We start from the raw sequence: 24,655 nt of genomic DNA, 5'->3' as shown, positions 1-24,655 counted from the left end.
GGTCTCCTTGGTCATCGTGTCTCCTGGTGCTCTTGGTGCTCCGGCGCCGAGGCGGCCGTGGTCGGGATGGATCGGGTGGAGGGTTCGACGTCCGCCGCCGGCAGGCGCAGGGTGAAGGTCGAGCCCTTGCCGACCTGCGACCAGACACGGACGTCGCCACCGTGGTTCTGCACCACGTGCTTGACGATCGCGAGCCCGAGACCCGTGCCACCCGTGCGACGCGACCGCGCGGGGTCGACGCGGTAGAACCGCTCGAAGACACGGTCGAGTTCGTCGTCGGGGATGCCGTAGCCCTGGTCGGTCACGGCGATCTCGACGACGCCGGACTGATCGACCGTGGCACCGATGCCCACGCGTGACCCGTCGGGCGAATAGTTGATCGCGTTCGCGACGAGGTTGTCCACGGCCGTGACCAGCATGGTCTGGTCGCCGATCACGTGCGCGTGCTTGCCGCCCCGGACGACGAGGTCGATGCCCCGCGCCTCGGCGCCCACGCGGTTGCGGTCCACCGCCGTGTCGACCACGTCGCGGACGTCGACCGAGTCGCTCGTCTCGAGTGCGTCGGTCGCCTGCAGGCGGGACAGCTCGATGATGTCCTGGGTGAGGCGACCGAGCCGGCCGGCCTCACGGGTGAGGCGGGCGGCGAAGTGCCGCACCTGCTCGGGGTCGGCCGACGCGGACTCGAGGGCCTCGGCGAGCAGGCCGACGGCACCGATCGGCGTCTTGAGCTCGTGGCTGATGTTGGCGACGAAGTCGCGACGCATGTCGTCGAGCCGGCGCCCCTCGGTGCGGTCCTCGGCCAGCAGCAGCACGAACCGGCCGCCGAGCGCCGCGGCCCTCACGTGCACCGCGATGGTGGCCTCGCTGCCGGGGAGCCGCGGCAGCGTGAGCTCCTCGACGACGGGGTCGCCGTGTCGACGCACGTCGTTGACGATCGTCTCGAGTTCGGGGTGCACGAGGTGCTGCTGCGCCGAGACCAGGCCGAGCTGGCGCGCGGCGACCGAGGCCTTGAGCACGTTGCCCGACGGGTCGACCACGAGGCCGGCGGACTCGAGCGCGTCGAGCACGGCGTCGATGCCGTCGGGCAGGGCGATGTCGACGAGCGCCGCGGCACGCACGGCTCGTCGATGGGCCGAGACGACGACCACCACGATCGCGGCGCCGACGACGACCCCGAAGGCCAGCGACAACGGCACCAGCCAGGCGGATTCCATGCTGCTCAGAGTAGTGACACCCCAGCAGGTCGATGAACGGGAGGCCGCCGCATCCGCTGTACTTTGGTCAGAGTTCAGGCGGCGATCACCGGTCGTTAACCTTCACCGGAGAGCATCGTCGGGACTGTGCGGGCGACTCTGCCCCCACGTCACGAGCCGAACGTGCGTCCCGCACGTCGCTCACAGCCACCGTGCTCCCAGGGCCACCGAGCCCCCACGACGAGAGGGTCGAACACGACATGCGCGAGGTATTCCAGCAGGAACTCCTGGAGGTGCAGGAGCGTCTCGTCGAGATCGCCGGCCTCGTCGCCGTCTCGATCGCGAACGCGACCACGGCCTTCAACGAGTCGAACGTCTCGTTGGCCGAGCAGGTCATCGCCGACGACGACAAGATCGACGAGCGCGCCATCGCGCTCGACGAGCTGGCCATCGACATCCTGGCCCGCCAGAACCCGGTCGCCCGCGACCTGCGCATCGTGGTCAGCGCGCTGCGCATCAGCGCCTCGCTCGAGCGCATGGGCGACATGGCCGAGCACATCGCCCAGCTGGCCCGCTACCGGTTCCCCGAGAAGGTCGTGCCGAAGTCGCTTCGGCCGACCTTCAAGGAGCTCGGCGAGCTCGACGTCGCCATCGCCAAGAAACTCACCGAGCTGCTGACCACCGAAGACGTCCGCCTGGCCGAAGAGATCCGCAACGACGACGACCGCATCGACGAACTGCACCTCAGCGTCTTCGACAAGGTGCTCGGCGAGACCTGGAAGGGCGCGGCCGTCGACACGGTCGACTCCACCCTCGCGTCGCGCTACCACGAGCGCTTCGCCGACCACGCGGTCTCGATCGCGAAGAAGGTCCAGTACCTCGCCACCGGCGACTGGGTGGCACCCGAGGTCTGATCGCCCGAGGTCCTGCAGGAGGCGCGGTGTCCGTTCGACGGGCACCGCGCCTCCTGCGTTCGGTCGGGCCCTCCGCCGTCCGCGAGGATGGTGGCATGGCTTCAGTCGCGATCCTCGTCAACGGTCTGCCCGGATCGGGCAAGACCACCCTCTCGGCCACGCTCGCGGGGGTGCTCGGATGCCCGCTGCTCGCGAAGGACCCCGTCAAGGAGGCGCTGGTCGACCTGGCCGGGCCGATGATCGATCCGCAGGCCCTCGGGGGCATCGCGATGGACTCCGTCTGGGCGATGGCGGGCGAGGTCGAGGCGGGCGTGGTCGTCGACGCGTTCTGGCACCGGGAGCGCGACCTCGAGTTCGCCCGAGCCGGCGTCGAGCGCGCGGGATCACCGCGCACGGTCGAGGTGTGGTGCGACGTGGACCCCGAGGTGGCCCTGCAGCGCGTGGTCGACCGGCTCGCGGCCGGCGGCCGGCACCCGGCGCACGGCACCGTCGAATCGGCCCGAGCCGCCTGGCCGACGTGGGCCGGAGCAGCCGAGCCGCTCGGTGACTGGCCCGTGATCCGCGTCGACACGAGCGCGCCCGTCGACATGGACGACCTCGTCATGCAGATCAGCGCGAAGTTCGTCTGAGGACGACGAAACCCACACCCCGCTCGGCGCCGGGTGTGGGTTTCGTACTCCTCACGGCGACGCCCGAGTCGGGCGTCGCGCAACGCTTCGCGTCGCCTAGGCTCCGGCGCGCTTGCCCTGGTTCGCGACGGCCGCGGCGCCGGCGGCGGCGGCCTCGGGGTCGAGGTAGCGGGCCGGACCGGTCGGCGCGAAATCGTCGTCGAGTTCGTAGACGAGCGGGATACCCGTGGGGATGTTCAGCTCGGCGATCTCGTCGTCGCTGATGCCGTCGAGGTGCTTGACCAGCGCACGCAGCGAGTTGCCGTGGGCGACCACGAGGGTGACGTCGCCGGCGGCCAGGCTCTCGGTGATGTCGCTGTGCCAGTACGGCAGCATGCGCTCGATCACGAGGGCGAGCGACTCGGTGCGGGGCGCGTCGACGCCCAGCTCGGCGTAGCGCTTGTCGTGCGCCTGCGAGAACTCGCTGTCGTCGTCGAGCGGGGGCGGCGGCACGTCGAACGAGCGACGCCAGGTCTGGAATTGCTCGGGGCCGTACTGCTCGAGCGTCTGGGCCTTGTCCTTGCCCTGCAGCGCGCCGTAGTGCCGCTCGTTCAGACGCCACGAGCGCTTGACGTCGACCCAGAGGCGGTCGGCCTCTTCGAGGGCGATGTCGGCGGTCTGGATGGCCCGGGTGAGGCGCGACGTGTAGAGGATGTCGGGCAGCAGGTCGGCCTCGCGCAGCAGCTCGCCGGCACGCTTGGCCTCTCGGCGCCCCTGCTCGGTGAGCCGCACGTCGACCCATCCGGTGAAGAGGTTCTTCGCGTTCCATTCGCTGTTGCCGTGACGCAGGAGGATCAGGGTCGAAGTCATGCCGCCAGCGTATCGCGACGGCCCGATGGCAGACTTGGCGCATGCCCATCGGTTCCGTCACGCGCGGCACGACCGGAACCAACCGTCTGCGGCGCGTCGATCGCTGGATCGCCGCCCACCCGTCGTTCCGGCGCGCGGACGATCCGCTGGTCGTCGACCTGGGGTACGGGGCGAGCGCGACGACTCCCCTCGAACTTCACCAGCGCCTCCTGAAGGTGCGCGACGACGTCGAGGTCGTGGGCATCGAGATCGAGCCCGAGCGCGTCCGGCTGGCGAGCCTCTCGGCACGTCCCGGCGTGAGCTTCCGGCGGGGCGGCTTCGAGGTGCCGCTCGACGGCGACCGGCGACCGGCGGTGATCCGGGCGTTCAACGTGCTGCGACAGTACGACGAGTCCCGGGTCGCCGAGGCCTGGGCACTGATGACGGCGCGCCTGCAGCCCGGCGGCGTCCTCGTCGAGGGCACCTGCAACGAGGTGGGACGCGTCGCGAGCTGGGTCGACGTGACGCCCGAGGGGCCCACGACGTTCACGATCTCGCTGCGACTCGCCGGTCTCGAGCTGCCGTCGGTCGTGGCCGAGCGGCTGCCCAAGGCCCTCATCCACCGCAACGTGCCGGGTGAGCGCGTGCACGATCTGATCGTCGACCTCGATCGCCATTGGGCGGTCGCCGCACCGCTGTCGGTCTACGGGCCCGTGCAGCGCTGGCTCGCGACGGTGCGGGGACTGCGCGAGGCCGGCTGGCCCGTGCAGGGCGGTCGGACGCGCTGGCGGCTCGGCGAGCTCTCGCTGCCCTGGGCCGCCGTCGCGCCGCGCGACTGAGCCGCGCCGTCGCATCGGGGCGACGACCTGTCGAGCTGCGGGCCGCCGGCGTGCCGGAAGTCAGACGCGGGCGAGTCGGGCCCTGGCGTCGTCGTGGTCCAGGCCGGTGGCCATCAGCAGGTCGACGAGCAGCGGGCGCATCATCAGCACGACCATCGCCTCGGTCACGGGCGCACCGGGGAGCACCACCGTCGGGTCGAGGCGACGGGCGACGGCCGAGAGCGCCTCGCGCGCGACCGGCCTCTGCTCGACGTCGTGCACCGACCTGCCGAGCACGGCCACGGCCCGCGCGGTCGAGTCGAGCAGGTCGGCCAGTGCCGACCGGTCGACACCGTCCCCGAGCTGGGTGTCGAGCCGCCTCGCGACGACGCGCAGGTTGCGCACGGCGAGGTCGACGTACCGCCGCACCGCCGCCTGCTGCACGAGATCGGGCAACCGGGACCGCAGGAACGGCGACAGGCGGGCGATCGACTGGGCCGATTCGAGGGTGGACGACCAGTCGTCGAGCACCGGTTGGGTCGACCGCAGGCGCTCGAGCGCGTCATCGGCCCGCGGGGCGTCGTCGGTTCGGAGGGCGCTGACGAGTGACGCGAAGGCCCGGTCGACCTCGTCGAACAAGCGTCGGGCGTCGTGCCGGGCCAGCCCGACCGGATCTCGGGGCACGATCGCGGTGACGAGCAACGCCACGGCTCCCCCGACGGCGCCGTCGATGCTGCGGACGAACGCCCCGCCGTCGGGGTCCGGCAGCAACATGACGAGCATGGACTGGGTCGCGGCCGCGGCGGCGAAGGCGCTGCTCGGCGAGAAGAACCGGGCGACCGACAGCGTGACGAAGAGGACGAGGGCGATCTGCCACAACCCCTTGCCGACCACCATCAGCAACACCTCGCTGAGCGCGATGCCGATCAGGACGCCCACCGCGTTCTCGAGCACGCGTCGCGGGCGGGCGTCGCGTGCCAGGCCGAGCGACGAGATCGTGATGGTCACGGCCAGCAGGGGGATCGCGTGCCCGAGACCGTAATGCGTGATCGCGTACGCGCCCACGACGGCGAGCACGATCTGGACGACGGCCGGGCCGGAGGCGATGGTCCGCGCCGTCGCGTCGCGCAGGTCGAACGCCGAGGAGGCGCGGTGCCAGCCACGCCGCAGCCCGCCTTCGCGCGTCGGCCCGGTCACGACCGGGCCCGCGTGCGCTGCCTCACCGGGCCGTCAGCGGCGGACGGCGCCGAGGCGCGGCAGCCGGGGAACGCCCGCGGCGGCACCGGCCGAGGCGGGCACGACGATCTCTTGAGCGGCGGCGATCGTCAGGCCGTCGGCGAGGACCGCGAGCGGAGCGGCCTCGTCGGTGCTGCGCTTGACCACCGCGAGGGCGACCGGGCCGAGCTCGTGATGAAGGGCCACGCTCGTGACGTGACCGACCGACTTGGGCGCGGTGGCGCCGGAGTCGGGCACCGCGCCTCCTGCCGTGTCGGAGTCGGAGTCGGTGGGGGCGGGGGCCAGGACGACCTCGGCACCACGCTCGGGCAGCACGCCCTCGCTGCCGTCGAGGTGCAGCATGACCAGCCGGCGAGGGGGGTGACCGATGTTGTGGACCTTGGCGACCGTCTCTTGACCGCGGTAGCAGCCCTTGGTGAGGTGCACCGCGCTGCGCATCCAGTCGAGCTCGTGCGGGATGGTGCGGTCGTCGACCTCGGTCGAGAGGCGGGGACGCCAGGCCTCGATGCGCAGGGCCTCGAGGGCGAGGGTGCCTGCCACGGCGAGCCGATCGGTCGGCAGGGCCGCGAGCGCGTCGAGGTCGGAGCGCCGGACGAGACTCTCGCGGTACGTCCAGTCGTGGCCCGGATGACCATCGGAGTCGGCGTAGCTGTAGCCGCCCGCGGTCACCTCGTGCCAGGGGTCGACCCAGACCAGTGCGGTCTCGTTCGAGGTCAGGACCGGGACGGTCGCGGCGACGTCCTCGGCACCGCCGAGCAGGTCGTGCATCGAACCGATCGTCGCCACCTCGCTCGTGCGATCGGCGACCTCGACGCGGAGCATGAAGCGCATCCGGTCGAGCCAGGTGCCGAGCGGTTCGACCTCGTGGCGGTCGACCAGCAGCCAGGTCGTCTCGCCGTCGTCGAGGACGCGGGCGGCGTGCTCGAGACGGCCGTTGGCGTCGAGCAGCAGGGTCTCGGTCGAGACACCCGGCGCGAGCCCGCCGAGCGCCTGGCTCGTCAACGAGTTCAGCCAGCTCAGCCGGTCGGGCCCCGTGACGGTCAGCACCCCGCGGTCGGAGAGGTCGACGATCGCCGCCCCCCGGGCGAGGAGGCGCTGCTCGCCGAGTGGATTGCCGTAGTGGGCGGCGACTCCTGAACCGTCGTCGACGAAGCCATCGCGCGACGAGAGCGGCGAGACGACGGGGCTCGTGGTCTCGAGGGGCGGATCGCCGGCGTCAGTCAACGCGTGCCAGCTGTCCCGACGCGTGCGAGCGCAGCTCTTGGCCGAGCGCGGCGATGTCCCACGCCCAGAACAACTTGCCCTCGACGAGGCCGTACATGCGGGTGGCCGCCGAATACTCTTTCGCGTTGCTGGACCGGACGACGGCGTCGGTGGCGAGGTCGATGCGCGGACCCTTGACCCGACCCAGATAGAGCTCGTTGACGCCGGTCGGGTGGGCGATCTGCACCTCGAGGCCGAAGCCGTCGTCGGGAGTGCGCAAGATCTCGACCGCACGGGCCGAGGTGAAGGGCTGGACGCCGACGCCCGGAAGCATGCCCGGACCGCGGTCGCCCGGCTCGGCCGGTCGATCGAGGCGCCAGTAGCCGGTCTCGCTCGTCAAGGGCGTGTGCTCGTCGTCGAGCAGCCACGTGAACGAGCTGTAGTTCAAGAAGGGCAGACCGTCGTGGCTGAAGCTGATGCGCTGCCCGAACTCGTGGGTGCGCCGCTCGACGCCGGGTTCGGCGTCGGGATCGCCCTCGCCGATCTTGTAGTCGACGACGCCGGTGCCCTGCCAGACGCCGATCAGCCACGAGAGGGGGACGAGCTCGGACGGCAGGTCGGTGGGGATGTCGATCATGGAGCGGTCAGCGCTGACCCTTGAACAACTTGAGCAGGACGACGACCGAGACGAAGCCGATGGCGAGGGTGGCGAGGCCGAGGAGCCCGATGTAGAACACCTCGAGTGCGAGCAGGGAATCCATGGTGTCGAGCCTACCCGGCGACCACCGGCGTGCCCAGCACCTCTGGGCGACCGTTCAGACGAGCGCGACGACGCCCGTCACCACGGCGAGGATGACCAGGCTGCCGCAGGTGCTCAGCATGGTGCGTGAGACGAGGCCGTCCTTCTGGCTGGTGGCCAGCTGCAACACGAAGGTCAGCACGATCGCTCCGCCGAGCGCCAGGACGACGTGGTCCCAGTACTCGGAGGCGGGCGAGCGCAGACCGATCAGCACCGCGACCACGAGCGTGGCCACCCAGACGGGGACGACGGTGATCGGCTTGAGCCGTGCCGTCGTCGCGTCGACGTCTCGTTCGCCTGTCTGCACCGTTCGTCCCTCGTTCGTGTCCGCCGTTCTACCGACCTGCCCTAGCATCGGATGGTCGGAGTGGCGGGGTCTCATGTTTTAGACTGCTCGACAGTACATTCACTGGAGGTCGTGTGGCGCAGCTCTTGGTACTGACCTCCGCGGGCGGCCCCGACGTCCTGCCGTCGCTCGCTCTGCTCAGCCACCGTACCCGGCAGATCCCGGCCGAACCAGCGCAACTGGTGAACGCTCCGTCGAGCGACCTGATCTTCGTCGACGCCCGCGCCGACCTCGCCAGCGCCAAGTCGCTCTGCAAGATCCTGCGCACCACCGGCGTCACGGTGCCCCTCGTCCTCGTGCTCACCGAGGGCGGACTGACCGCCGTCAACAGCGAGTGGGGCGTGGACGACGTCATCCTCGAGACCGCCGGTCCCGCCGAGATCGACGCCCGCATCCGCCTGGTGACCGGGCGTCTCGCCCAGTCGCAGAACGGCTCGAAGATCCACGCCTCGGGTGTCGTCATCGACGAGGCCAGCTACTCGGCCAAGGTGCACGGCCGTCCCCTCGACCTCACCTTCAAAGAGTTCGAGTTGCTCCGCTTCTTCGCCACGCACCCGTCCCGCGTCTTCACCCGCGAGCAGCTGCTCAGCGAGGTCTGGGGCTACGACTACTTCGGCGGGACCCGCACGGTCGACGTGCACGTCAGGCGCCTCCGGGCCAAGCTCGGCGACCTCGAGTCGTTGATCGGCACGGTGCGCAACGTGGGTTACCGCTTCAACGTGTACGACGACGACGCCCAGGCCGTGGTCTCGTGAGCACGGTGCCGCGGTGACGGGCTCGACCGACTCGACCGGCGCCTCCTTCGTTCCGGTGCTCGCGCGCGCGGCGACCGAGGCGGACGGCAGCCCGCCGTTCTCCGACCAGTCCCTGGTCGACGTCCGGTCGGGCGTGGCGACCGTCGTCGGCGACCCGCACGCCGCGGCGGTGCTGCGCGACGGTGAGGCCGAACTGGTCGTGCACCCCGACGACCGCCGCCAGGGTCGCGGTGCCGAGCTGGTGCAACGTCTCGTCGACGAGACCCGGGGGCCGCTGCTGCTCTGGGCCCACGGCGACCACCCGGGCTCTCGTGTGCTCGCCGCGCGCTTCGGCCTCGTCGAGACGCGGCGCCTGCTGCAACAGCGCGCGCCCGTGGCAACCGAGCCCCGCGCGCCCCGCCTCCGTGACGGCGACCGGGTCGCCTCCTTCCGACCGGGAGTCGACGACCGGGCCTGGCTCGATCTCAACTCCCGGGCGTTCGCCGACCACCCCGAGCAGGGCTCCCTCGCCCAGTCCGACCTCGACGCCCGGCGGGCCGAGCCGTGGTTCGACGCCGACGACTTCGTCCTGCTCTGGCGCGACGACGAACTGCTGGCGTTCTGCTGGTTGAAGCTCGACGAGGGCCAGCCCGGCGAGTTCTATGCGGTCGGCGTCTCGCCCGACCACCAGGGCGAGGGCCTCGGAGGCGCGGTGGTCGACGCCGGGTTCGCCCGCCTCGCCGAGCGGGGGGCCCGCACCGCGGCGCTCTACGTCGAAGGCGACAACACGGCCGCCCTGCGGCTCTACGCCGCCCGGGGGTTCACGGACCACGCGGTCGACGTGCAGTACACGCTCTCGCGCTGAGTCCCACCCACCCACGATCCTTTCTCGATCGGGGGGCGCTCGCTGATCCGGTCCACTGATATCCTGCCGATAGGATGACAGCGATCGAGGGGGCGACATGACCGATCAGACCAGACCGGACGGCGACGACCAGGGGCACGACGGGCCAGGGGACGAGGGGCAGCGGCACGAGGGGCAGCGGCACGACGGGCAGCAGTACGAGCCGCCGGTGGCCCCTGGGGCATTCCCCTACCCCGGGCTGCCGTACGGGCACCACCCCGCGGGGTACGCCGAGCAGTCCGCGGGCACCTACGGTCAGCCGCCGGCCGAACAGGGGCAGGGCGCCTACGGTCAGCCGCCGGCCGGACACGGGCAGGAGGCCTACGGTCACGCCGGGTACGGGCAGGCAGCCCACGGGCAGCCGACCTACGGAGGGCCGACCGAACAGTTCGCCTACGCCCAGGCTCCGACACCCCCGGCACCGAGGACGCCCGAGCAGGCCGCGCGACGGCGACGGCTGCTGGTCGGTGTCATCGGCGGATCGGCCCTGCTGCTCGTGCTGGTCGTGGCGGGCGCTGTGACCTTCGCCACGATGAGCGCTTCCCACCGGCCCGAGGCGACCGTCCAGGACTACCTCGGCGCCGTCCGAGCCGGCGAGGTGGAACGTGCGATGGCCCTCGACGGCACCGAGGCGAGCGACGGCGACGTGTTGTTGACCGACGAGGCCTACGCCGCGGCCGACGACCGGGTCGACGGCTTCCGGGTCGGTTCCGTCGCGACCGACGACGACGACGCGCAGGTCGAAGCCGTCGTGCACCGGTCCGACGGCTCGACCCACGCGCAGAAGTTCACCCTCGTGCGGGACGGCCGAGACCTGTTGTTCTTCGACCGATGGGCGCTGCAGCCCGTCGACCTCGGCACCGTCGCGGTGCAGGTCGCCGGCCCGGCATCGGCCGAGGTCGCCGTCGACGGCACGCCCGTGACGCGGGGATCCGACGGCTCGGTGGAGCTCAAGGCCTTCCCCGGCAGCTACGAGGTGGCCCTCGCCACCGAGAACGACTCGTACACGGCCACGTCCGCCACGGCGGTCGTCGAAGGCGTCGAGACGGCCGCCCCACCGACCCTGGTCACCACCACGCTCACACCGTCGGGCGTCACGGCGGCGAACGCGGCCGTCGACGCCTGGGTCGCGGGCTGCGTCGCCTCGACCGATCTGCGTCCCGTGGGCTGCAGCTTCGGGCTGTACGACACGGAGTCGGGCCGGTACACGTTGACCGGGCAGAAGTGGACCCTCGAGTCCGCGCCTCAGTTCACCGTCGGCGACTGGCAGGACGGCGGTTGGACGGTCAGCACGACGACTCCCGGCTCGGCCTCGTTCACCGCCGAGGGAGTCGACGCGGCCGGCAACCGCGGCACCTACGGTTCCCTCGCGCCGGTGCCCGTACGGGTGGGGGGCCTGATCAGCGACGTGACCGGTGACGGCGCCACCTTCACGTCCAGCGTCGCCACACCCCTCACGTGACGCGAGGGGTACAGCCGGGGTACAGGAATGGCCTGTCAGGGCTTACTCCTGCAGGACCCGTCCGCCTGCCACCGGGCTCACAGCACCAGGGAGTGGATTGAGGCACCGCGTACGGCACGCACACCATCGTCAGGAGAACATCATGAACCCCGTCAAGTTCCTTTCCGATCTCGGCCTCCAGAGCAAGCACGCCTACTGGGGCGGTTTCGCCTCGATCGTCATCGCCCTCGTGGCCTGGCTCGCCTCACAGGGCAAGGACTCGTCCGACAAGGCCCAGTCCGACCGCTGGGGCATCTTCATCGGCCACTGGGCCCCGACGTTCTTCGCCCTGGGCCTCGCCTTGAAGAACGAAGAGAAGTAGGCGCGACACCCGCGTACGACGACGCCCCCGCCGACCCGGCGGGGGCGTCGTCGTCCGTGGGAGCGCTCCTCCCCCGACCTCGGTGGATCCACACGTCATCTCGCGTTTACCCGCGACGACGCTGCGAGGACGTCGGGGGTGGCACGATGGTGCGATGGACAGCAGCGAACCCCGCGTCGACGGTGCCGGCGTCACCCCCGACTTCCTCGACGACTTCGACGAGATCGTCAGCTTCGAGGACGGCACCCTGCCCGCCGAGCGGTACCTCGACCGAGAACTGAGCTGGCTCGCCTTCAACCAGCGCGTGCTCGAACTCGCCGAAGACCCCACCACCCCGTTGCTCGAACGCGCGAACTTCCTGGCGATCTTCGCCAGCAACCTCGACGAGTTCTTCATGGTGCGCGTCGCGGGCCTCAAGCGCCGGATCGCCACCGGCCTGGCCGTGCCGACCAACGTGGGGCGCGGGCCGAACGAGGTGTTGGCCGACATCAGCAAGATGGCCCACGAGCTCCAAGAGCGACACGCGCGGGCGTTCCTCGACCTGGTCAGGCCCGACCTCGACGACGCGGGCATCCACATCGAGAACTGGTCCGACCTCGAAGAGGCCGACCGGGTCCGCATGCGCGAGATCTTCGCCGAACAGATCTTCCCGGTCCTCATGCCGCTGGCGGTCGACCCGGCCCACCCCTTCCCGTACATCTCGGGGCTGTCGCTGAACCTGTCCATCCGCGTGCGCAATCCCAAGACGATGCGCCAGGAGTTCGCGCGGCTCAAGGTGCCGCAGATGCTGCCGCGCTTCGTGCAGCTGCCCGACAACGACAGCGGTCGCGTGCGGTTCATCCCGCTCGAGGACCTCATCGCCAACCACCTGCAAGACCTCTTCCCCGGCATGGAGGTCGTCGAGCACCACGTGTTCCGTGTCACCCGGAACGAAGACGTCGAAGTCGACGAGGACGAGTCCGAGAACCTCATCCAGGCCCTCGAACGCGAGCTGCTGCGTCGACGCTTCGGGCCGCCCATCCGCCTCGAGATCACCGACGACATGGACCCGGTCACCCTCGAGCTGCTCGTGCGCGAACTCGACGTGACCGACCAAGAGGTCTACAAGCTGCCGGCACCGCTCGACCTCGCCGGCCTCTTCGAGATCACCAAGATGGCTCGGGCCGACCTCAAGTACCCCAAGCACCTGCCGACGACGGCCGTGCAGCTGCAGCCGACCGAGCCCAACATGAAGCCCGACATGTTCGCCAGCATCGCGCGGCAGGACATCCTCGTGCACCACCCCTACGAGTCGTTCGCCACCAGCGTGCAGGCGTTCCTCGAACAGGCCGCAGCCGACCCCAACGTGCTGGCCATCAAGCAGACCCTCTACCGCACGAGCGGCGACAGCCCGATCATCGAGGCGCTCATCGACGCCGCCGAGGCGGGCAAGCAGGTGCTCGCACTCGTCGAGGTCAAGGCACGGTTCGACGAGCAGAACAACATCACCTGGGCCCGCAAGCTCGAGAAGGCCGGCGTGCACGTCGTGTACGGCCTCGTCGGGCTCAAGACCCACTGCAAGCTCGCCCTGGTCATCCGCCAGGAGAAGGGCACGCTCAAGCACTACACGCACATCGGCACGGGCAACTACAACCCCAAGACCAGCCGCATCTACGAAGACATGGGGCTGTTCACCGCCGACGACCAAGTCGGCAAAGACCTGACGCGGCTCTTCAACGAGCTCTCGGGTTACGCCATCGAGAAGAAGTTCAAGCGTCTGCTGGTCGCTCCTCGCTACCTCCGCCGCGGCCTGCTCAAGCAGATCCAGAACGAGATCGAGAACGCCCAGGCGGGCAGGCCCGCCGGCATCCGCATCAAGATCAACTCGATCGTCGACGAGCAGATCATCGACGCCCTCTACAAGGCGAGCCAGGCCGGGGTCCCCGTCGACGTCTGGGTGCGGGGCATCTGCACGATCAAGCCGGGCGAGCCGGGCCTGAGCGACAACATCCGCGTGCGGTCGATCCTCGGACGCTACCTCGAGCACAGCCGTCTGTTCTGGTTCGCCAACGACGGCGACCCGCAACTGTTCATCGGCAGCGCCGACATGATGCACCGCAACCTCGACCGCCGCGTCGAGGCCCTCGTGCGACTGACGCAGGCCGACCACCTCGCCGAGGTCGCCGACCTGTTCGAGCAGGCGATGTCGGACGACACCGCCTCGTGGTGGCTCGAGGCCGACGGCACCTGGACCCGCCACGCTCGCGACGCCGACGGCAGATCGCTGACCGACCTGCAGAACTCGCAGATGAAGGCCATCACCCAGCGGAAGCGAGCCAAGCGATGACCATCACCTCGACGACCGTCGTCGCCGCGGGTGCCGTCGTCTGGCGCATGGTCGACGGCAAGGTGCGGGTGCTGCTGATCCATCGCGACCACCACGGGGACGTCTCGTTACCGAAAGGCAAGGTCGACCCCGGCGAGGCGACCCCGCAGACGGCCGTGCGCGAGATCCACGAAGAGACCGGGTACCGCGTCACGCTCGGTGCCCCCCTCGGGACGGCCGAGTACCTGCTGCCCGGCGGCCGCGACAAGGTCGTGCACTACTGGTCCGCCGAGGTGACCGATGAGTCCTACGCGGCGGCGGGCACGTTCGCGCCCAACCACGAGGTCGCCGCCATCGAATGGGTCGGCGTCGACAAGGCGAAGGCGATGTTGACCTACGCCCGCGACGCCGACGTGCTGCAGCGTTTCGCCGACCGCGTCACGACGGGACGGGCACGCACCTTCCCGATCGTCGCCCTCCGTCACGCCAAGACCACCTCACCGTCGGACTGGCACGGCTCGGACGCCACGCGCCCCCTGCTCCCCCAGGGCCGACGACAGGCCAAGTCGATCGCTCCCGTCATCGCGGCCTGGGCACCGAACCGCATCGTGAGCAGCACGGCGGCCCGCTGTCTGGCGACGCTCGAGCCGCTGTCCGAGTTGACCAGGGTGGGCGTCCGGCAGACCGACGCCATCAGCCAGGACGCCTTCGAGCAGGGCACGGACGACATCGCCGGAATCGTCAAGAAGCGGCTGAAGAAGAAGGTCGCCGCCGTCATCTGCAGCCACGGCCCCGTGCTGCCCGAGGTCATCCGACAGATCTCGTTGGGCACCAAGGGGGGCGACCGCATCGACCTGCGCCGTGCCTCCTCTCTCGGCACGGCCGAGTTCACGGTGTTGCACGTCTCGGTCGACGACACGGCGCTCGTCGCGATCGAGACACACGGCCCGGCCGCCTGACCCGCGCCTCCTCGGCTCACCCGGCAGCAGGATCGTTGCCCCCCACCCGTGATGGGCGGGGGGCGACCGCTGTCGGGACGCGCGTGTCCCGGCCGATGTTCCCCCCTCGTTCACCTTCCGTTCACCGGGGCAGGCAACCGTGGTTAACCGATCGCCGTAGCGTCTCGCACGGGTCGGCACCTGGCCCACAGCACCCAGCCATCACATCCCGAAAAGGACCCCCTCTGTGAACTTCAAGCGCACCGGCAGCATCGTCGCGATCGCCGCGGTCGGAACCATGCTCCTCGCGTCCTGCGCCAGCAACGAAGGCGGCGCCACGTCTTCGGGCGGCGCCTCGGCAAGCGACGTCTCCGGCACCATCGCCGGCGTCGGCGCCTCGTCGCAGCAGGCCGCCCAAGAGGCATGGGTCGCGGCCTTCCAGACCGCCAACCCCGACGCGAACATCGGCTACGAGCCCTCCGGCTCCGGCAGCGGCCGCGAGAGCTTCATCTCGGGCGCGGCGGACTTCGCCGGCTCCGACCGTGCGTTCACGACCGACGAGATCTCGTCGAGCACCTTCGCCGGCTGCACGCCCGACACCGGCCTCGTCGAACTGCCCGCCTACGTCTCGCCCATCGCGGTCGTCTTCAACCTGGACGGCGTGAAAGAACTGAACCTCACGCCCGCCACCCTGGCCGGCATCTTCAGCGGCAAGATCACGACGTGGGACGCTTCCGAGATCAAGGCGGACAACCCCGACGCCGACCTGCCCAGCACGGGCATCACCGCCGTCCACCGCTCGGACGACTCGGGCACCACCGAGAACTTCACCGACTACCTCCACGCCACCGCCGGTGACACCTGGACGGAAGAGGCCGACGGCACCTGGCCCACCGCCTTCGGCGGCGAGGGTGCCTCGGGCACCACCGGCGTGATCGACGCCGTCACCAACGGGACCGGCACCATCGGCTACGCCGACGCCTCGCGCGCCGGTGACCTCGGTACGGTCAAGGTCAAGGTGGGCGAGGACTTCGTCGGCTACTCGGCCGAGGCCGCCGCGGCCATCGTCGACGAGTCGCCCGAAGAAGAGGGTCGTACCGACGGTGACATCGCCATCGCACTCGACCGCACCTCGACCGCCTCGGGCGTCTACCCGATCGTCCTGGTCAGCTACCTCATCGCGTGCGAGTCTTACGAGGACGCAGCCAAGGGCGAGCTCGTGAAGTCGTACCTCTCGTACGTCACCAGCGAGGACGGCCAGAAGGTCGCGGCCGACGCCGCCGGCTCGGCCCCGATCTCGAGCACCCTCTCGGGCCAGGTCACCGACGCCATCGCACTCATCAAGTAACACGGCACCACCCCGAGGCCCGGGAACGCACCGCGTGCGTTCCCGGGCCATCGGCCTGACAGGCACCACGAACCACCGCTCCACCCCGAATCCCCACCCGAGCCTCCGGAGGACCCCGTCCGATGACCGCCCCCGCCACGACCTCGGCCCCCGCCGTCGTCCCGAAGCCCAAGCGACGCCCCGCCGACCGCATCTTCTCGGGCAGCACGGTCGTCGCGGGTGGTCTCATCCTCGCGATCCTGGCCGCCGTCGCGCTCTTCCTCGTCGTGCAAAGCATCCCGGCGCTCACCGCGGGTCCGGGTGAGGTCTCGCTCTCGGGCTACCCCGGGACGTTCTTCCAGTACGTCGGCCCGTTGGCCTTCGGCACGGTCTACGCGGCCGCCCTCGCCCTGTTGATGGCACTGCCCGTGGCCATCGGCATCGCGCTCTTCATCTCGCACTACGCGCCCCGCAAGCTCGCGCAGGGTCTCGGCTACGTCATCGACCTCCTCGCCGCGGTGCCCTCGGTCGTCTTCGGCCTCTGGGGCAGCATCGTGCTCGCCCCCGCCATCCAGCCCTTCTACGACTGGCTCGTGACCACCTTCGGCTGGTTCCCGCTCTTCGCCGGCCCCGTCTCGGGCACCGGGCGCACGCTGCTGACCGCGTCGATCGTGCTCGCGGTGATGATCCTGCCGATCATCACGGCCCTGAGCCGTGAGGTCTTCCTGCAGACGCCCGTGCTGCACGAAGAGGCCGCGCTGGCCCTCGGCGCCACCCGGTGGGAGATGATCCAGATCGCCGTGCTGCCGTTCGGCCGCCCCGGCGTCATCTCGGCGGCGATGCTCGGCCTCGGTCGTGCGCTCGGCGAAACGATGGCCGTGGCTCTCGTCCTCTCGCCGGCACTCGTCATCAACCCGGCGATCCTGACCTCGACGAACTCGTCGACCATCGCGGCGAACATCGCCCTGCGGTTCCCCGAAGCACACGACATCGGGATCAACACCCTGATCGCGACCGGCCTCGTGCTGTTCGTGATCACGCTGATCGTCAACTCGATCGCCCGCTACGTCATCAACCGCCGCAAGGCATTCTCGGGAGCGAACTGATGGCCACCACCACCGCCGGCGTGCGTCGGCCCAGCCAGTCGGTCAACGCCCTCACGACGGGCCGTCTGCCCAAGGCCGCACCGCTGGTCATCCTGCTCGGCAGCTGGATCGTCATGGGCGTCGTCTTCGCCCTGTTGAACGCGGCCGGCGTCACCGAGTCGTTCAACTGGGTCGGGGCGATCGTCCTGGGGACGGTGCTCTACGCCGCGCTCGTCTTCGTCGTCGCGATGCAGGTCGAAGGCATCCGCCGCGCGAAGGACCGTGTCGTCACCACCCTCGTGAGCGCCGCGTTCATCATCGCGCTGCTGCCGCTGGTCTCGCTGCTGATCACGGTCGCCACCTCGGGGGCGAACCGGTTCGACGGCGGCTTCTTCTCGATGTCGATGCGAAACATCGTCGGCGCCGGTGGTGGTGGGCTGCACGCCGTCACGGGCACTCTGCTCATCACCGCACTCGCCGCCGTCATCTCGGTACCGATCGGCCTGCTCACGGCGATCTACCTGGTCGAGTACGGCCAGGGACGCCTCGCCCGAGCCATCACGTTCTTCGTGGACGTCATGACGGGCATCCCCTCGATCGTCGCCGGCCTCTTCGCCTACGCCCTGTTCGTGATCTTCTTCGGAGCCGGCGTCCGCATGGGTGCCGCGGGCTCGGTCGCGTTGGCCGTGCTCATGATCCCGGTGGTCGTGCGCAGCACCGAGGAGATGCTCAAGCTGGTGCCGAACGAGCTGCGCGAGGCGTCCTACGCCCTCGGTGTGCCGAAGTGGCTGACGATCCTCAAGGTGGTCATCCCGACGTCGGTGGCCGGCATCACGACCGGCGTGATGCTCGCGATCGCCCGCGTCATCGGCGAGACGGCTCCCCTCTTGATCACCGCAGGGTTCACGGCGAACATGAACTACAACCTCTTCGGTGGTGCCATGCAGTCCCTCCCGGTCTTCGCCTACAGCTCGTACGTCAGCCAGGGCACCGACGCGGCGGCCTTCATCGACCGGGCCTGGACCTCGGCGCTCACCCTGATCCTCATGGTGATGGCGCTCAACCTGCTCGCCCGTCTGATCGCCCGCCTGTTCGCCCCCAAGCTCGGCCGCTGACCCGGCCTCCCCGACCCACACCCCGTCCCGGCTCCCGCCCGGCTCCCACCCCGAAGGAATCACCGTGTCCAAGCGCATCGAGGTCAACGACCTCAACGTCTACTACGGCAAGTTCAAAGCCGTCGAAGACGTCAACATCATCATCGAGCCCCGCACGGTCACCGCGTTCATCGGCCCGTCCGGCTGTGGCAAGTCGACCTTCCTGCGAACGCTCAACCGCATGCACGAGGTCATCCCCGGCGCCTACGTCGAAGGCGAGGTGCTGATCGACGGCAACGACCTGTACAGCCCCGGCGTCGACCCGGTGCTCGTCCGCCGCCAGGTCGGCATGGTGTTCCAGCGCCCCAACCCGTTCCCGACGATGAGCATCCGCGACAACGTGCTCGCGGGCGTCAAGCTGAACAACCGTCGCATGTCGAAGAGCGATCAGGACGGCCTAGTCGAGTCGTCGTTGCAGGGCGCCAACCTCTGGAACGAGGTCAAGGACCGCCTCGACAAGCCCGGTTCGGGCCTCTCGGGCGGCCAGCAGCAGCGTCTGTGCATCGCGCGTGCCATCGCGGTCTCACCCGACGTCGTGCTGATGGACGAGCCCTGCTCGGCCCTCGACCCCATCTCGACCCTCGCCATCGAGGATCTGATCGAAGAGCTCAAGCAGCAGTACACGATCGTCATCGTGACCCACAACATGCAGCAGGCCAGCCGGGTCAGCGACAAGACGGCGTTCTTCAACATCGCCGGTACGGGAAAGCCCGGCAAGCTGATCGAGTACGACGACACCGCGAAGATGTTCTCGAACCCGAGCGTGCAGGCGACGGAAGACTACGTGTCGGGTCGCTTCGGCTGATCGGGCACCGCGCCTCCTCGGGGCGAGGGGGCCGCACGCCGCACGACGGCGGTGCGAACACGAGAAGAGGCGGTCCACCGGGTGGTGGACCGCCTCTCGCACGTGTGGTGCCGGCCCGTCACGGCCCGACCGAGGGTGTGGGGTCAGGCGCTGGGGATGACGACGACCGGGTCGCTGGTCGGCGTCGACGATCCACCCGAGGGCTCGACCGTGATGCCGATCGTGTCGCCCGGGGCCATCTCACCCTTGAGGAGGTGCGTTGCCGGGGCGCTCGACGCGGCGTCGAAGGTGCCCGCGGGCACGGCGCCGTCGCCGTTGATGTACCAGAACTCGTAGGTCTGGTCACCGGGCAGCGACGTCATGCCGTCGACGACGACCGCCGAGCGACCGAGCTCGTCGGACCAGATGAGCGTCGCCTTGCCGCCGGTGCTGACATCGGCCACCGAGCGTTGGAAGTCGCTCGCGGCGTAGATCTCGTCCACGCCGGAGGCCTGTTGCTGTTGCTGCTGACCCGTCTGGCCGAGACCCTCGACGAGGGCTCCGCCGCCGAAGAAGAGCGCAGCGGCCGCGGCGGCCGCTCCGAGCACGGCGACCGGACGCGTGAACCAGCGCCGGTGCGCGGCACCGGACGCGTGGAGCACGCGGGCACCCTCGGACTCGCTCGGCTCCATCTCGGGGGCCGGGGTGCGCTCGACGCGACGCTCGTGGTCGTCGTCACCCGCGCCTCCTGCGGTCGTCGTCGCGATGTCGTGGTCTGCCGTCGATGCCGTCGCCGTGAGCGGCGCGAGCTGCGGCGTCGACGCGATGAGGTCGAGCACGCTGGCGCGGAGCTCGGCCGAGGGCATGACGGGCCGAGCCGCGTGGGCGAGCAGTAGTGCGGTCTCTCTCAATTCGCCCACCTCCGTCCTGGTGTCGTCGTGCTGGTCTGATGTGTCGTCGAGGAGGGCCTCGAACGCCTGTCGTTCGTCGTCGCTCAGTGCATCGAGCACGTAGGCACCGGACAGGTTGTCGGTGTCGACGTTCGTGCTGCCCGCGTCGTCCGCATGGCGGCCGCGCGTGGGCTCGTCGTGGTCGGTCACGATGCCACCCCCATCTCGTCGCGCAGACGGATCATTCCGTCGCGCAGTCTGGTCTTGACCGTGCCGATCGGCACGTCCAACAGTTTCGCGACCTCACTGTGGCTGAGGCCGCCGTAGTAGGCGAGCTTCACCGCCTGACGCTGCAGTTCGGTGAGGCGCCCGAGGGCCCGCTCGACCCGCTCGTGCTCGATGCGGATCTCGACGGACTCGGTGACCGAGTCGTAGTCGGTCTCGAGGTCACGCACGCCGATCTTGAGGTCGCGGTCGCGACCGGCCTGGGAGGCGCGGATACGGTCGACGGCGCGGCGGTGCGCCATCGTGAGCATCCAGCTGGCCGCACTGCCCCGGGTGGAGTCGAAGCGCGTGGCGTTCTGCCAGATCTCGAGGAAGACCTCTTGGGTCACTTCCTCTGACTGGGCATGGTCCTTGAGGAGCCGCTTCACCAGGCCGAGCACTCGGGGCGCCGTCTGGTCGTACAACTCGGCGAAGGCGACCTGGTCGCCCTGTGCGACTCGCGGCAACAATGCGTCGGGAGTCGACGGGGTGGGCCCGGAATCGGGTGTCTCTGTCTCTCGGGTCACGAGCTTGAGCATGTCAGGGTTCACCTCCGGTCGCACTGTTCGTCGGTTCGTGGCTCACGATCCGGAGCGGATCGTGATGTGGTGCGGTGTTCGTGGTGCGGTGTTCGCGGTGCGGACGGGACTCCCTGCGATGCGGCCGTCTGGGATGGCGTTCAGGCCCGGTGCATCGCAGGGAGACCGACCCGCCGACGCCCGAGACCTAGGGAGGACGGATGTCGGCGGAGGATCGTGGATCCCTCACGTCAATGGTTCGGCACCGGCGGCCCGGTGGATTGGACGAACATTCGCTTGTGGTCGTGACGCCGGGTCAGGGCTCTGGGCCGAACCCGACCGCTCGCAGTTCGACATGCGTGCAAGACCCGACAGCCGGGCCTCGACGCGCCGCTCATCTTCCATCTGTAGCCGTCGGACGCTGTCCCGTCGTCGCGATGTGCACACGCAGGCGGGGACGAGGAGGCGCGGGGTGCGCAGGAGAGGCGGGCGGCGGTAGGTCGTCACGCCGGGCTCTAGACCACGGACTCGTCTCGCGAGAAGAGGGTGCCGGACCGCAGAAACGCCTCTCGGCGCGAGGCCGCTCGAAGCGGCTAAATTTGGAGCCCGGGGTTACTGCGGCCCGACCAGAGAGATGTTACCCGCCTCTGGCAGGGCGGTCCGACGAGTTCGCGAGGTGCGAACGCGACGAGGACTCGCGCGTGTCGAGCCCGCACGGTCGCGGGCGGCCAGGCTCTGGCCTCGGCCACGCCGGGGCGTCGCTCAGTCGAGGCTGTCGTCGCGCCAGAGGTGGGCGCAGGCGACCAGGTCGACGCCGAGTTCGCTGAAGCGAAGGGCTCGGCGGGTGAGTTCACCGGCACGGTCGGACCCGACGGCGTCTTGGTCGTCGGCCACCGACGTGGCGCCGGCGGCGGCGAGCCGACAGAACGCGGCACCCCGCTCGAGGGCGATCGCGAAGTCCCCGACGAAGACACCACGGAGGATGAGGTCGGCGAGTTCGAGGATCTCTTCGGGGCTGGCCGGAGCCGGGGCACCCGCCACGACCGGGTCGATCGTGGTGGCCACCTCGACCCCGCGCTCGAAGAGCTGGGTGACCTCGACCGGGTTCTGCCGGATGACGGCCCGCACCAGGTAGATGCGCCAGAGGGCGCCGGGCAGGCTGTGCGGGCTGGCTCGCGCCCAGAGCTCGGCGACCGCGTCGATGCCGTGCTGGTCGGTGAAGGTGACGAGCCGGTCGAGGATCTCGGGGCTCGGGTCGTGCTTCACGCGGGCAACGAGGGCCGAGGCCGACTCGTGGGCCACACGGTTCATCGTCGCGGGGTCGTCTCCGCCCTGGAAGGCTTCGAACTCGGACCCCGAGAACTGGGTCGGGCGATGGAATGGTCTCGGCACCGAACCCACGATAGGCGCGCCCACCGACACCGAGCCGCACGTTCGCCCACGGCACCACCACCGGCCCCCGTCGGGGCCCCCCGACGCTCGACCACACCGAGGAGGCGCGGGTCGGCCTGGCGTCCAGGAGCCGCGGCATCCCGTAAAGTGGACGCGCACGGGCCTCTAGCTCAGTTGGTAGAGCATCGGACTTTTAATCCGCGGGTCGTGGGTTCGAGCCCCACGGGGCCCACCTGTATCCGTCGTAGACGCTGCGACCGTCGTCGTCGGGCCGCGCAGCCCTCGTCCGCTGGGCCGTCGACCCGCACCCGCCCGCCAGGGATGGCGGGGCCGGCGTCGCACCCGAATGCGGCGGCCCCACCACGAGAGACCGAACCCGAATCCTGTCCCCCGATGCCAGACGGGACGAACCCGCCTGTATGGGCAGAACCTACGCTCCCCCGGCGTCGGCTTCTCAGCCGGTCTGTTGACGGCGAGAGAAAGCGCCCCTCCGGTTCGGGCCGGGAGGGGCGCTCGGCCTCCTCACGACACGTGTCGGGCAAGCCGACCGGGTCGTTACGGGGTACGCCAGGGCTTCGGGGCCATGGGGAGACAGCAGTGGACGGTACGCGCGTGACGACGCACAGGTCTCAGGTTCGCGCATTTCGGATGACGACCCCCACGACACGAGACGGGACGACGACCTCTACGCGTCGCCCGCCCGGTACCGCACACCCCAGCTGCCCGTCCATGTCTCGCCCGGACCGAGCCAACGGAGCCCCTCACCCGTGGCCAGTGCGTTGGCCGGCGCCGTCATCGGCTCGGCGGCGACCGCCAACCCTTTCACCCCGTCGCGAGGGAAGTTGCGGGGTGTGAACACCTGCACGTACTCGAACGACGGGTCTTGCCAGAGCTCGGTCGCCGAACCGTCGGGCGCCGTGAACGTCGTCGTCCGGACCCCGTCGGCGTCGGGCGCGACGTCCCGATAGCCCGTGTCGAGGTCGAGGTCGCCCAGCCGCGGGCCGTGCGACAGGTCGAAGACGGTACCGGCCACGGGCGACGTGCCGACCGGGATGCTGGCCTCGTCCGTCTCGTACCGGGTCGACGCCGCGAGTGTGACGGTCAGCGTCGCCGGATCGTGGTCACCCACCCGGAAGAACGGGTGCGACCCGACGGCGAACGGAGCCCGCCCGGAGCCGACGTTCGTGATCGTGTGCGTGACGACCATGCCGTCCGCGACGAGTTCGTGCCGGACGGTCGTGTCGAGCTGGAACGGGTACCCGTGCCGTGGGAACACCGTCGCCCCGAGCGTCACGGCGTGCGGTTCGCGGTCGACCACCTGGTAGGCCGTGTAGCGGAGCAGCCCGTGGCTGGCGTTGCCCTTGGCCGGCTCGGTCAGGTCGAGCTGCTGCTCGCGGCCGTCGAGCGTCCAACGGCCGCCCGCGACCCGGTTCGGCCAGGGCACGAGGGTGATGCCGCACGCCGAAGGCGGGGCCTCGTCGGCGCCGAACGTCTCGGTCAGGGCGACACCGTCGACGGCCAGGGCCCGGATGCCCGCCGCCACCTGCGTGACCACACCCGTCACGTGGTGCCCCTCGTGCTCGAAGGTGAGGTCGTACTGTTCTCCGGTCGGGCTGCTCGTCGTCATCGCCCCAGTCTCACTCTTGAGTGTCGGTCGCGTCCGGCATCTCGTCCGGCCCGGTGGGCGGCGGCCGCAGGCCTCACGGACGCGAGGGGGCAGGGTCGCGAGGAGGCGCGGCGACCTCGCCCGCGCCTCCTGCGGTCACGACGGCGAGGCCGGCTCGACGCAGCTCGTCGACACGGGCGGCGTCGGCCCCCGCCGTGACGAGGCCCTCGAAGGTGTCGAGCGGCCCGATTACACCCAGGTGGGCCTCGCCGAGCTTGCTGCCGTCGGCCACGATGTACGACCGACGGGCGGTCTGGGTCATGAGGCGCTTGAGATCGGTCTCGGGCAGGTTGACGTTCGTGACGCCGTGGGTCGCGTGGACGCCGGTGCAGCCGATGAACGCCAGGTCGGCCGTGACGCTCGCGAACACGCTCGTCGCCAGCGGGTTGACCAGCGAGTGCTGCAGGGGTCGGAGCGTGCCGCCCGACACGATCACCGTGAACCGCGGCACCGCCTGCTCGAGCGCCAGGGCGATGGTGAGACCGTTCGTCACGACCACGACCCCCTCGAGGTCGTGACGTTCGAGCAGGGCCAGCGCGATCTGCGTGGTCGTCGTGCCGACGTCGAGCACGACGCAGTCACCCGAACGCACGAGCGACGCGGCCTCGACCCCGATGGCCCGCTTGGCCTCGGTCGAGACCGAGCTCTCTTCTTCGAACGGACGCTCGGCAGGCCGGTCGACCGACAACGCACCACCGTGAACGCGCGACAGCAGACCGTCGGCCGCGAGGCTCTCGAGGTCGGTGCGGATCGTCACCTCGGACAAGCGGAACTCGCGCGCCAGCTCGGCCGTCCGCACGAACCCGCGGCGCCCGACGAGGTCGGCGATGCGGTCCCGCCGACGCTCGCCCGGCAGCGGTGCGGGCCGCGCAGCCACGGGCGGGGTCGAGTTGCCGTTCACCCGG

Annotated in this window: 24 protein-coding genes and 1 tRNA gene; 14 read left to right on the top strand and 11 right to left on the bottom strand. The window is 70.2% G+C overall.

The features are described from left to right. Positions 1–11: 11 nt before the first annotated feature. A complete protein-coding gene (locus HRF36_RS09600; RefSeq protein WP_173209233.1) occupies positions 12–1,214 on the bottom strand; it encodes a cell wall metabolism sensor histidine kinase WalK in 1,203 nt (400 codons plus the stop codon). A gap of 239 nt (positions 1,215–1,453) precedes the next feature. On the opposite strand from HRF36_RS09600, the gene phoU reads away from it, so the two are divergent. Beyond that, positions 1,454–2,107, top strand: coding sequence for a phosphate signaling complex protein PhoU (gene phoU, locus HRF36_RS09595; protein ID WP_123519038.1), 654 nt, complete (start codon positions 1,454–1,456; stop codon positions 2,105–2,107). Between the two features lie 95 nt (positions 2,108–2,202). Further along, on the top strand, positions 2,203–2,736 hold the full coding sequence (locus HRF36_RS09590) for an ATP-binding protein (protein WP_173209231.1): 534 nt from the start codon (positions 2,203–2,205) through the stop codon (positions 2,734–2,736). Positions 2,737–2,832: 96 nt separating this feature from the next. Here HRF36_RS09590 and HRF36_RS09585 read toward each other — a convergent pair whose 3' ends face one another. Then, on the bottom strand, positions 2,833–3,585 hold the full coding sequence (locus tag HRF36_RS09585) for a phosphoglyceromutase (protein WP_173209229.1): 753 nt from the start codon (positions 3,583–3,585) through the stop codon (positions 2,833–2,835). A gap of 41 nt (positions 3,586–3,626) precedes the next feature. Here HRF36_RS09585 and HRF36_RS09580 point away from each other — a divergent pair, with 41 nt between their 5' ends. Beyond that, a complete protein-coding gene (locus tag HRF36_RS09580; protein ID WP_173209228.1) occupies positions 3,627–4,403 on the top strand; it encodes a class I SAM-dependent methyltransferase in 777 nt (258 codons plus the stop codon). Between the two features lie 60 nt (positions 4,404–4,463). On the opposite strand, the gene HRF36_RS09575 is transcribed toward HRF36_RS09580, so the two are convergent. The 4 genes from HRF36_RS09575 to HRF36_RS09560 all read right to left on the bottom strand — a co-directional run bounded on the left by HRF36_RS09575 (position 4,464) and on the right by HRF36_RS09560 (position 7,927). Beyond that, positions 4,464–5,579, bottom strand: coding sequence for an FUSC family protein (locus HRF36_RS09575; RefSeq protein WP_173209226.1), 1,116 nt, complete (start codon positions 5,577–5,579; stop codon positions 4,464–4,466). A gap of 33 nt (positions 5,580–5,612) precedes the next feature. After that, positions 5,613–6,842 carry a folate-binding protein YgfZ gene (locus HRF36_RS09570; protein ID WP_173209224.1) on the bottom strand — a complete coding sequence of 410 codons (1,230 nt, stop codon included), beginning with the start codon at positions 6,840–6,842 and terminating at the stop codon, positions 5,613–5,615. Next, positions 6,835–7,458, bottom strand: coding sequence for an FABP family protein (locus tag HRF36_RS09565; protein WP_173209222.1), 624 nt, complete (start codon positions 7,456–7,458; stop codon positions 6,835–6,837). The genes HRF36_RS09570 and HRF36_RS09565 overlap by 8 nt, the downstream gene beginning before the upstream one ends. 178 nt (positions 7,459–7,636) lie before the next feature. Then, positions 7,637–7,927 carry a hypothetical protein gene (locus tag HRF36_RS09560; protein ID WP_173209220.1) on the bottom strand — a complete coding sequence of 97 codons (291 nt, stop codon included), beginning with the start codon at positions 7,925–7,927 and terminating at the stop codon, positions 7,637–7,639. A 113-nt stretch (positions 7,928–8,040) separates the two neighbouring features. On the opposite strand from HRF36_RS09560, the gene HRF36_RS09555 reads away from it, so the two are divergent. The 10 genes from HRF36_RS09555 (at position 8,041) to pstB (ending at position 19,041) form a co-directional block, all read left to right on the top strand. Further along, a complete protein-coding gene (locus tag HRF36_RS09555) occupies positions 8,041–8,721 on the top strand; it encodes a winged helix-turn-helix domain-containing protein (RefSeq protein WP_043597237.1) in 681 nt (226 codons plus the stop codon). 13 nt (positions 8,722–8,734) lie between these two features. Next, the gene (gene mshD, locus HRF36_RS09550; protein WP_173209218.1) at positions 8,735–9,565 is read left to right on the top strand and encodes a mycothiol synthase; all 831 of its coding nucleotides are present in this window, start codon (positions 8,735–8,737) and stop codon (positions 9,563–9,565) included. Between the two features lie 97 nt (positions 9,566–9,662). Next, positions 9,663–11,066 (top strand): hypothetical protein, encoded by a 1,404-nt coding sequence (locus HRF36_RS09545; RefSeq protein WP_173209216.1) that lies wholly within the window; start codon positions 9,663–9,665, stop codon positions 11,064–11,066. 142 nt (positions 11,067–11,208) lie between these two features. Then, the gene (locus tag HRF36_RS09540; RefSeq protein WP_123355311.1) at positions 11,209–11,427 is read left to right on the top strand and encodes a hypothetical protein; all 219 of its coding nucleotides are present in this window, start codon (positions 11,209–11,211) and stop codon (positions 11,425–11,427) included. Positions 11,428–11,581: 154 nt separating this feature from the next. Continuing rightward, positions 11,582–13,753: an RNA degradosome polyphosphate kinase gene (locus HRF36_RS09535; RefSeq protein WP_173209214.1), complete on the top strand. Its 2,172-nt coding sequence runs from the start codon at positions 11,582–11,584 to the stop codon at positions 13,751–13,753. After that, complete coding sequence (locus HRF36_RS09530) at positions 13,750–14,691, top strand: NUDIX hydrolase (protein WP_173209212.1); 942 nt, start codon at positions 13,750–13,752, stop codon at positions 14,689–14,691. The genes HRF36_RS09535 and HRF36_RS09530 overlap by 4 nt, the downstream gene beginning before the upstream one ends. 226 nt (positions 14,692–14,917) lie before the next feature. Then, on the top strand, positions 14,918–16,018 hold the full coding sequence (locus tag HRF36_RS09525; RefSeq protein ID WP_371740102.1) for a phosphate ABC transporter substrate-binding protein PstS: 1,101 nt from the start codon (positions 14,918–14,920) through the stop codon (positions 16,016–16,018). 122 nt (positions 16,019–16,140) lie between these two features. Beyond that, positions 16,141–17,103: a phosphate ABC transporter permease subunit PstC gene (pstC, locus tag HRF36_RS09520; protein ID WP_173209210.1), complete on the top strand. Its 963-nt coding sequence runs from the start codon at positions 16,141–16,143 to the stop codon at positions 17,101–17,103. Continuing rightward, positions 17,103–18,197 (top strand): phosphate ABC transporter permease PstA, encoded by a 1,095-nt coding sequence (pstA, locus tag HRF36_RS09515; RefSeq protein ID WP_173209208.1) that lies wholly within the window; start codon positions 17,103–17,105, stop codon positions 18,195–18,197. The genes pstC and pstA overlap by 1 nt, the downstream gene beginning before the upstream one ends. A 64-nt stretch (positions 18,198–18,261) precedes the next feature. Then, the gene (pstB, locus tag HRF36_RS09510) at positions 18,262–19,041 is read left to right on the top strand and encodes a phosphate ABC transporter ATP-binding protein PstB (RefSeq protein ID WP_173209206.1); all 780 of its coding nucleotides are present in this window, start codon (positions 18,262–18,264) and stop codon (positions 19,039–19,041) included. Positions 19,042–19,184: 143 nt separating this feature from the next. Here pstB and HRF36_RS09505 read toward each other — a convergent pair whose 3' ends face one another. The 3 genes from HRF36_RS09505 to HRF36_RS09495 form a co-directional block, all read right to left on the bottom strand. Continuing rightward, positions 19,185–20,120 (bottom strand): anti-sigma factor, encoded by a 936-nt coding sequence (locus HRF36_RS09505; RefSeq protein ID WP_173209204.1) that lies wholly within the window; start codon positions 20,118–20,120, stop codon positions 19,185–19,187. Further along, positions 20,117–20,713 carry a sigma-70 family RNA polymerase sigma factor gene (locus HRF36_RS09500; protein ID WP_173209202.1) on the bottom strand — a complete coding sequence of 199 codons (597 nt, stop codon included), beginning with the start codon at positions 20,711–20,713 and terminating at the stop codon, positions 20,117–20,119. The genes HRF36_RS09505 and HRF36_RS09500 overlap by 4 nt, the downstream gene beginning before the upstream one ends. 741 nt (positions 20,714–21,454) lie before the next feature. Then, positions 21,455–22,084 carry a hypothetical protein gene (locus HRF36_RS09495; RefSeq protein WP_055977451.1) on the bottom strand — a complete coding sequence of 210 codons (630 nt, stop codon included), beginning with the start codon at positions 22,082–22,084 and terminating at the stop codon, positions 21,455–21,457. A gap of 159 nt (positions 22,085–22,243) precedes the next feature. Between HRF36_RS09495 and HRF36_RS09490 the strand changes: the two genes are divergently transcribed. Then, a tRNA-Lys gene (locus HRF36_RS09490) sits at positions 22,244–22,316 on the top strand. A gap of 453 nt (positions 22,317–22,769) precedes the next feature. On the opposite strand, the gene HRF36_RS09485 is transcribed toward HRF36_RS09490, so the two are convergent. Together HRF36_RS09485 and HRF36_RS09480 are read right to left on the bottom strand one after the other, a co-directional pair. Then, positions 22,770–23,711, bottom strand: coding sequence for an aldose 1-epimerase family protein (locus HRF36_RS09485; protein WP_173209200.1), 942 nt, complete (start codon positions 23,709–23,711; stop codon positions 22,770–22,772). A gap of 73 nt (positions 23,712–23,784) precedes the next feature. Then, complete coding sequence (locus HRF36_RS09480) at positions 23,785–24,651, bottom strand: DeoR/GlpR family DNA-binding transcription regulator (RefSeq protein WP_371740101.1); 867 nt, start codon at positions 24,649–24,651, stop codon at positions 23,785–23,787. Between the last annotated feature and the right edge of the window lie 4 nt (positions 24,652–24,655).

It is taken from the genome of Frigoribacterium sp. VKM Ac-2836 (assembly GCF_013248995.1).
Lineage (GTDB): Bacteria > Actinomycetota > Actinomycetes > Actinomycetales > Microbacteriaceae > Frigoribacterium.
This window is presented reverse-complemented; position numbering and strand designations above follow the sequence as displayed.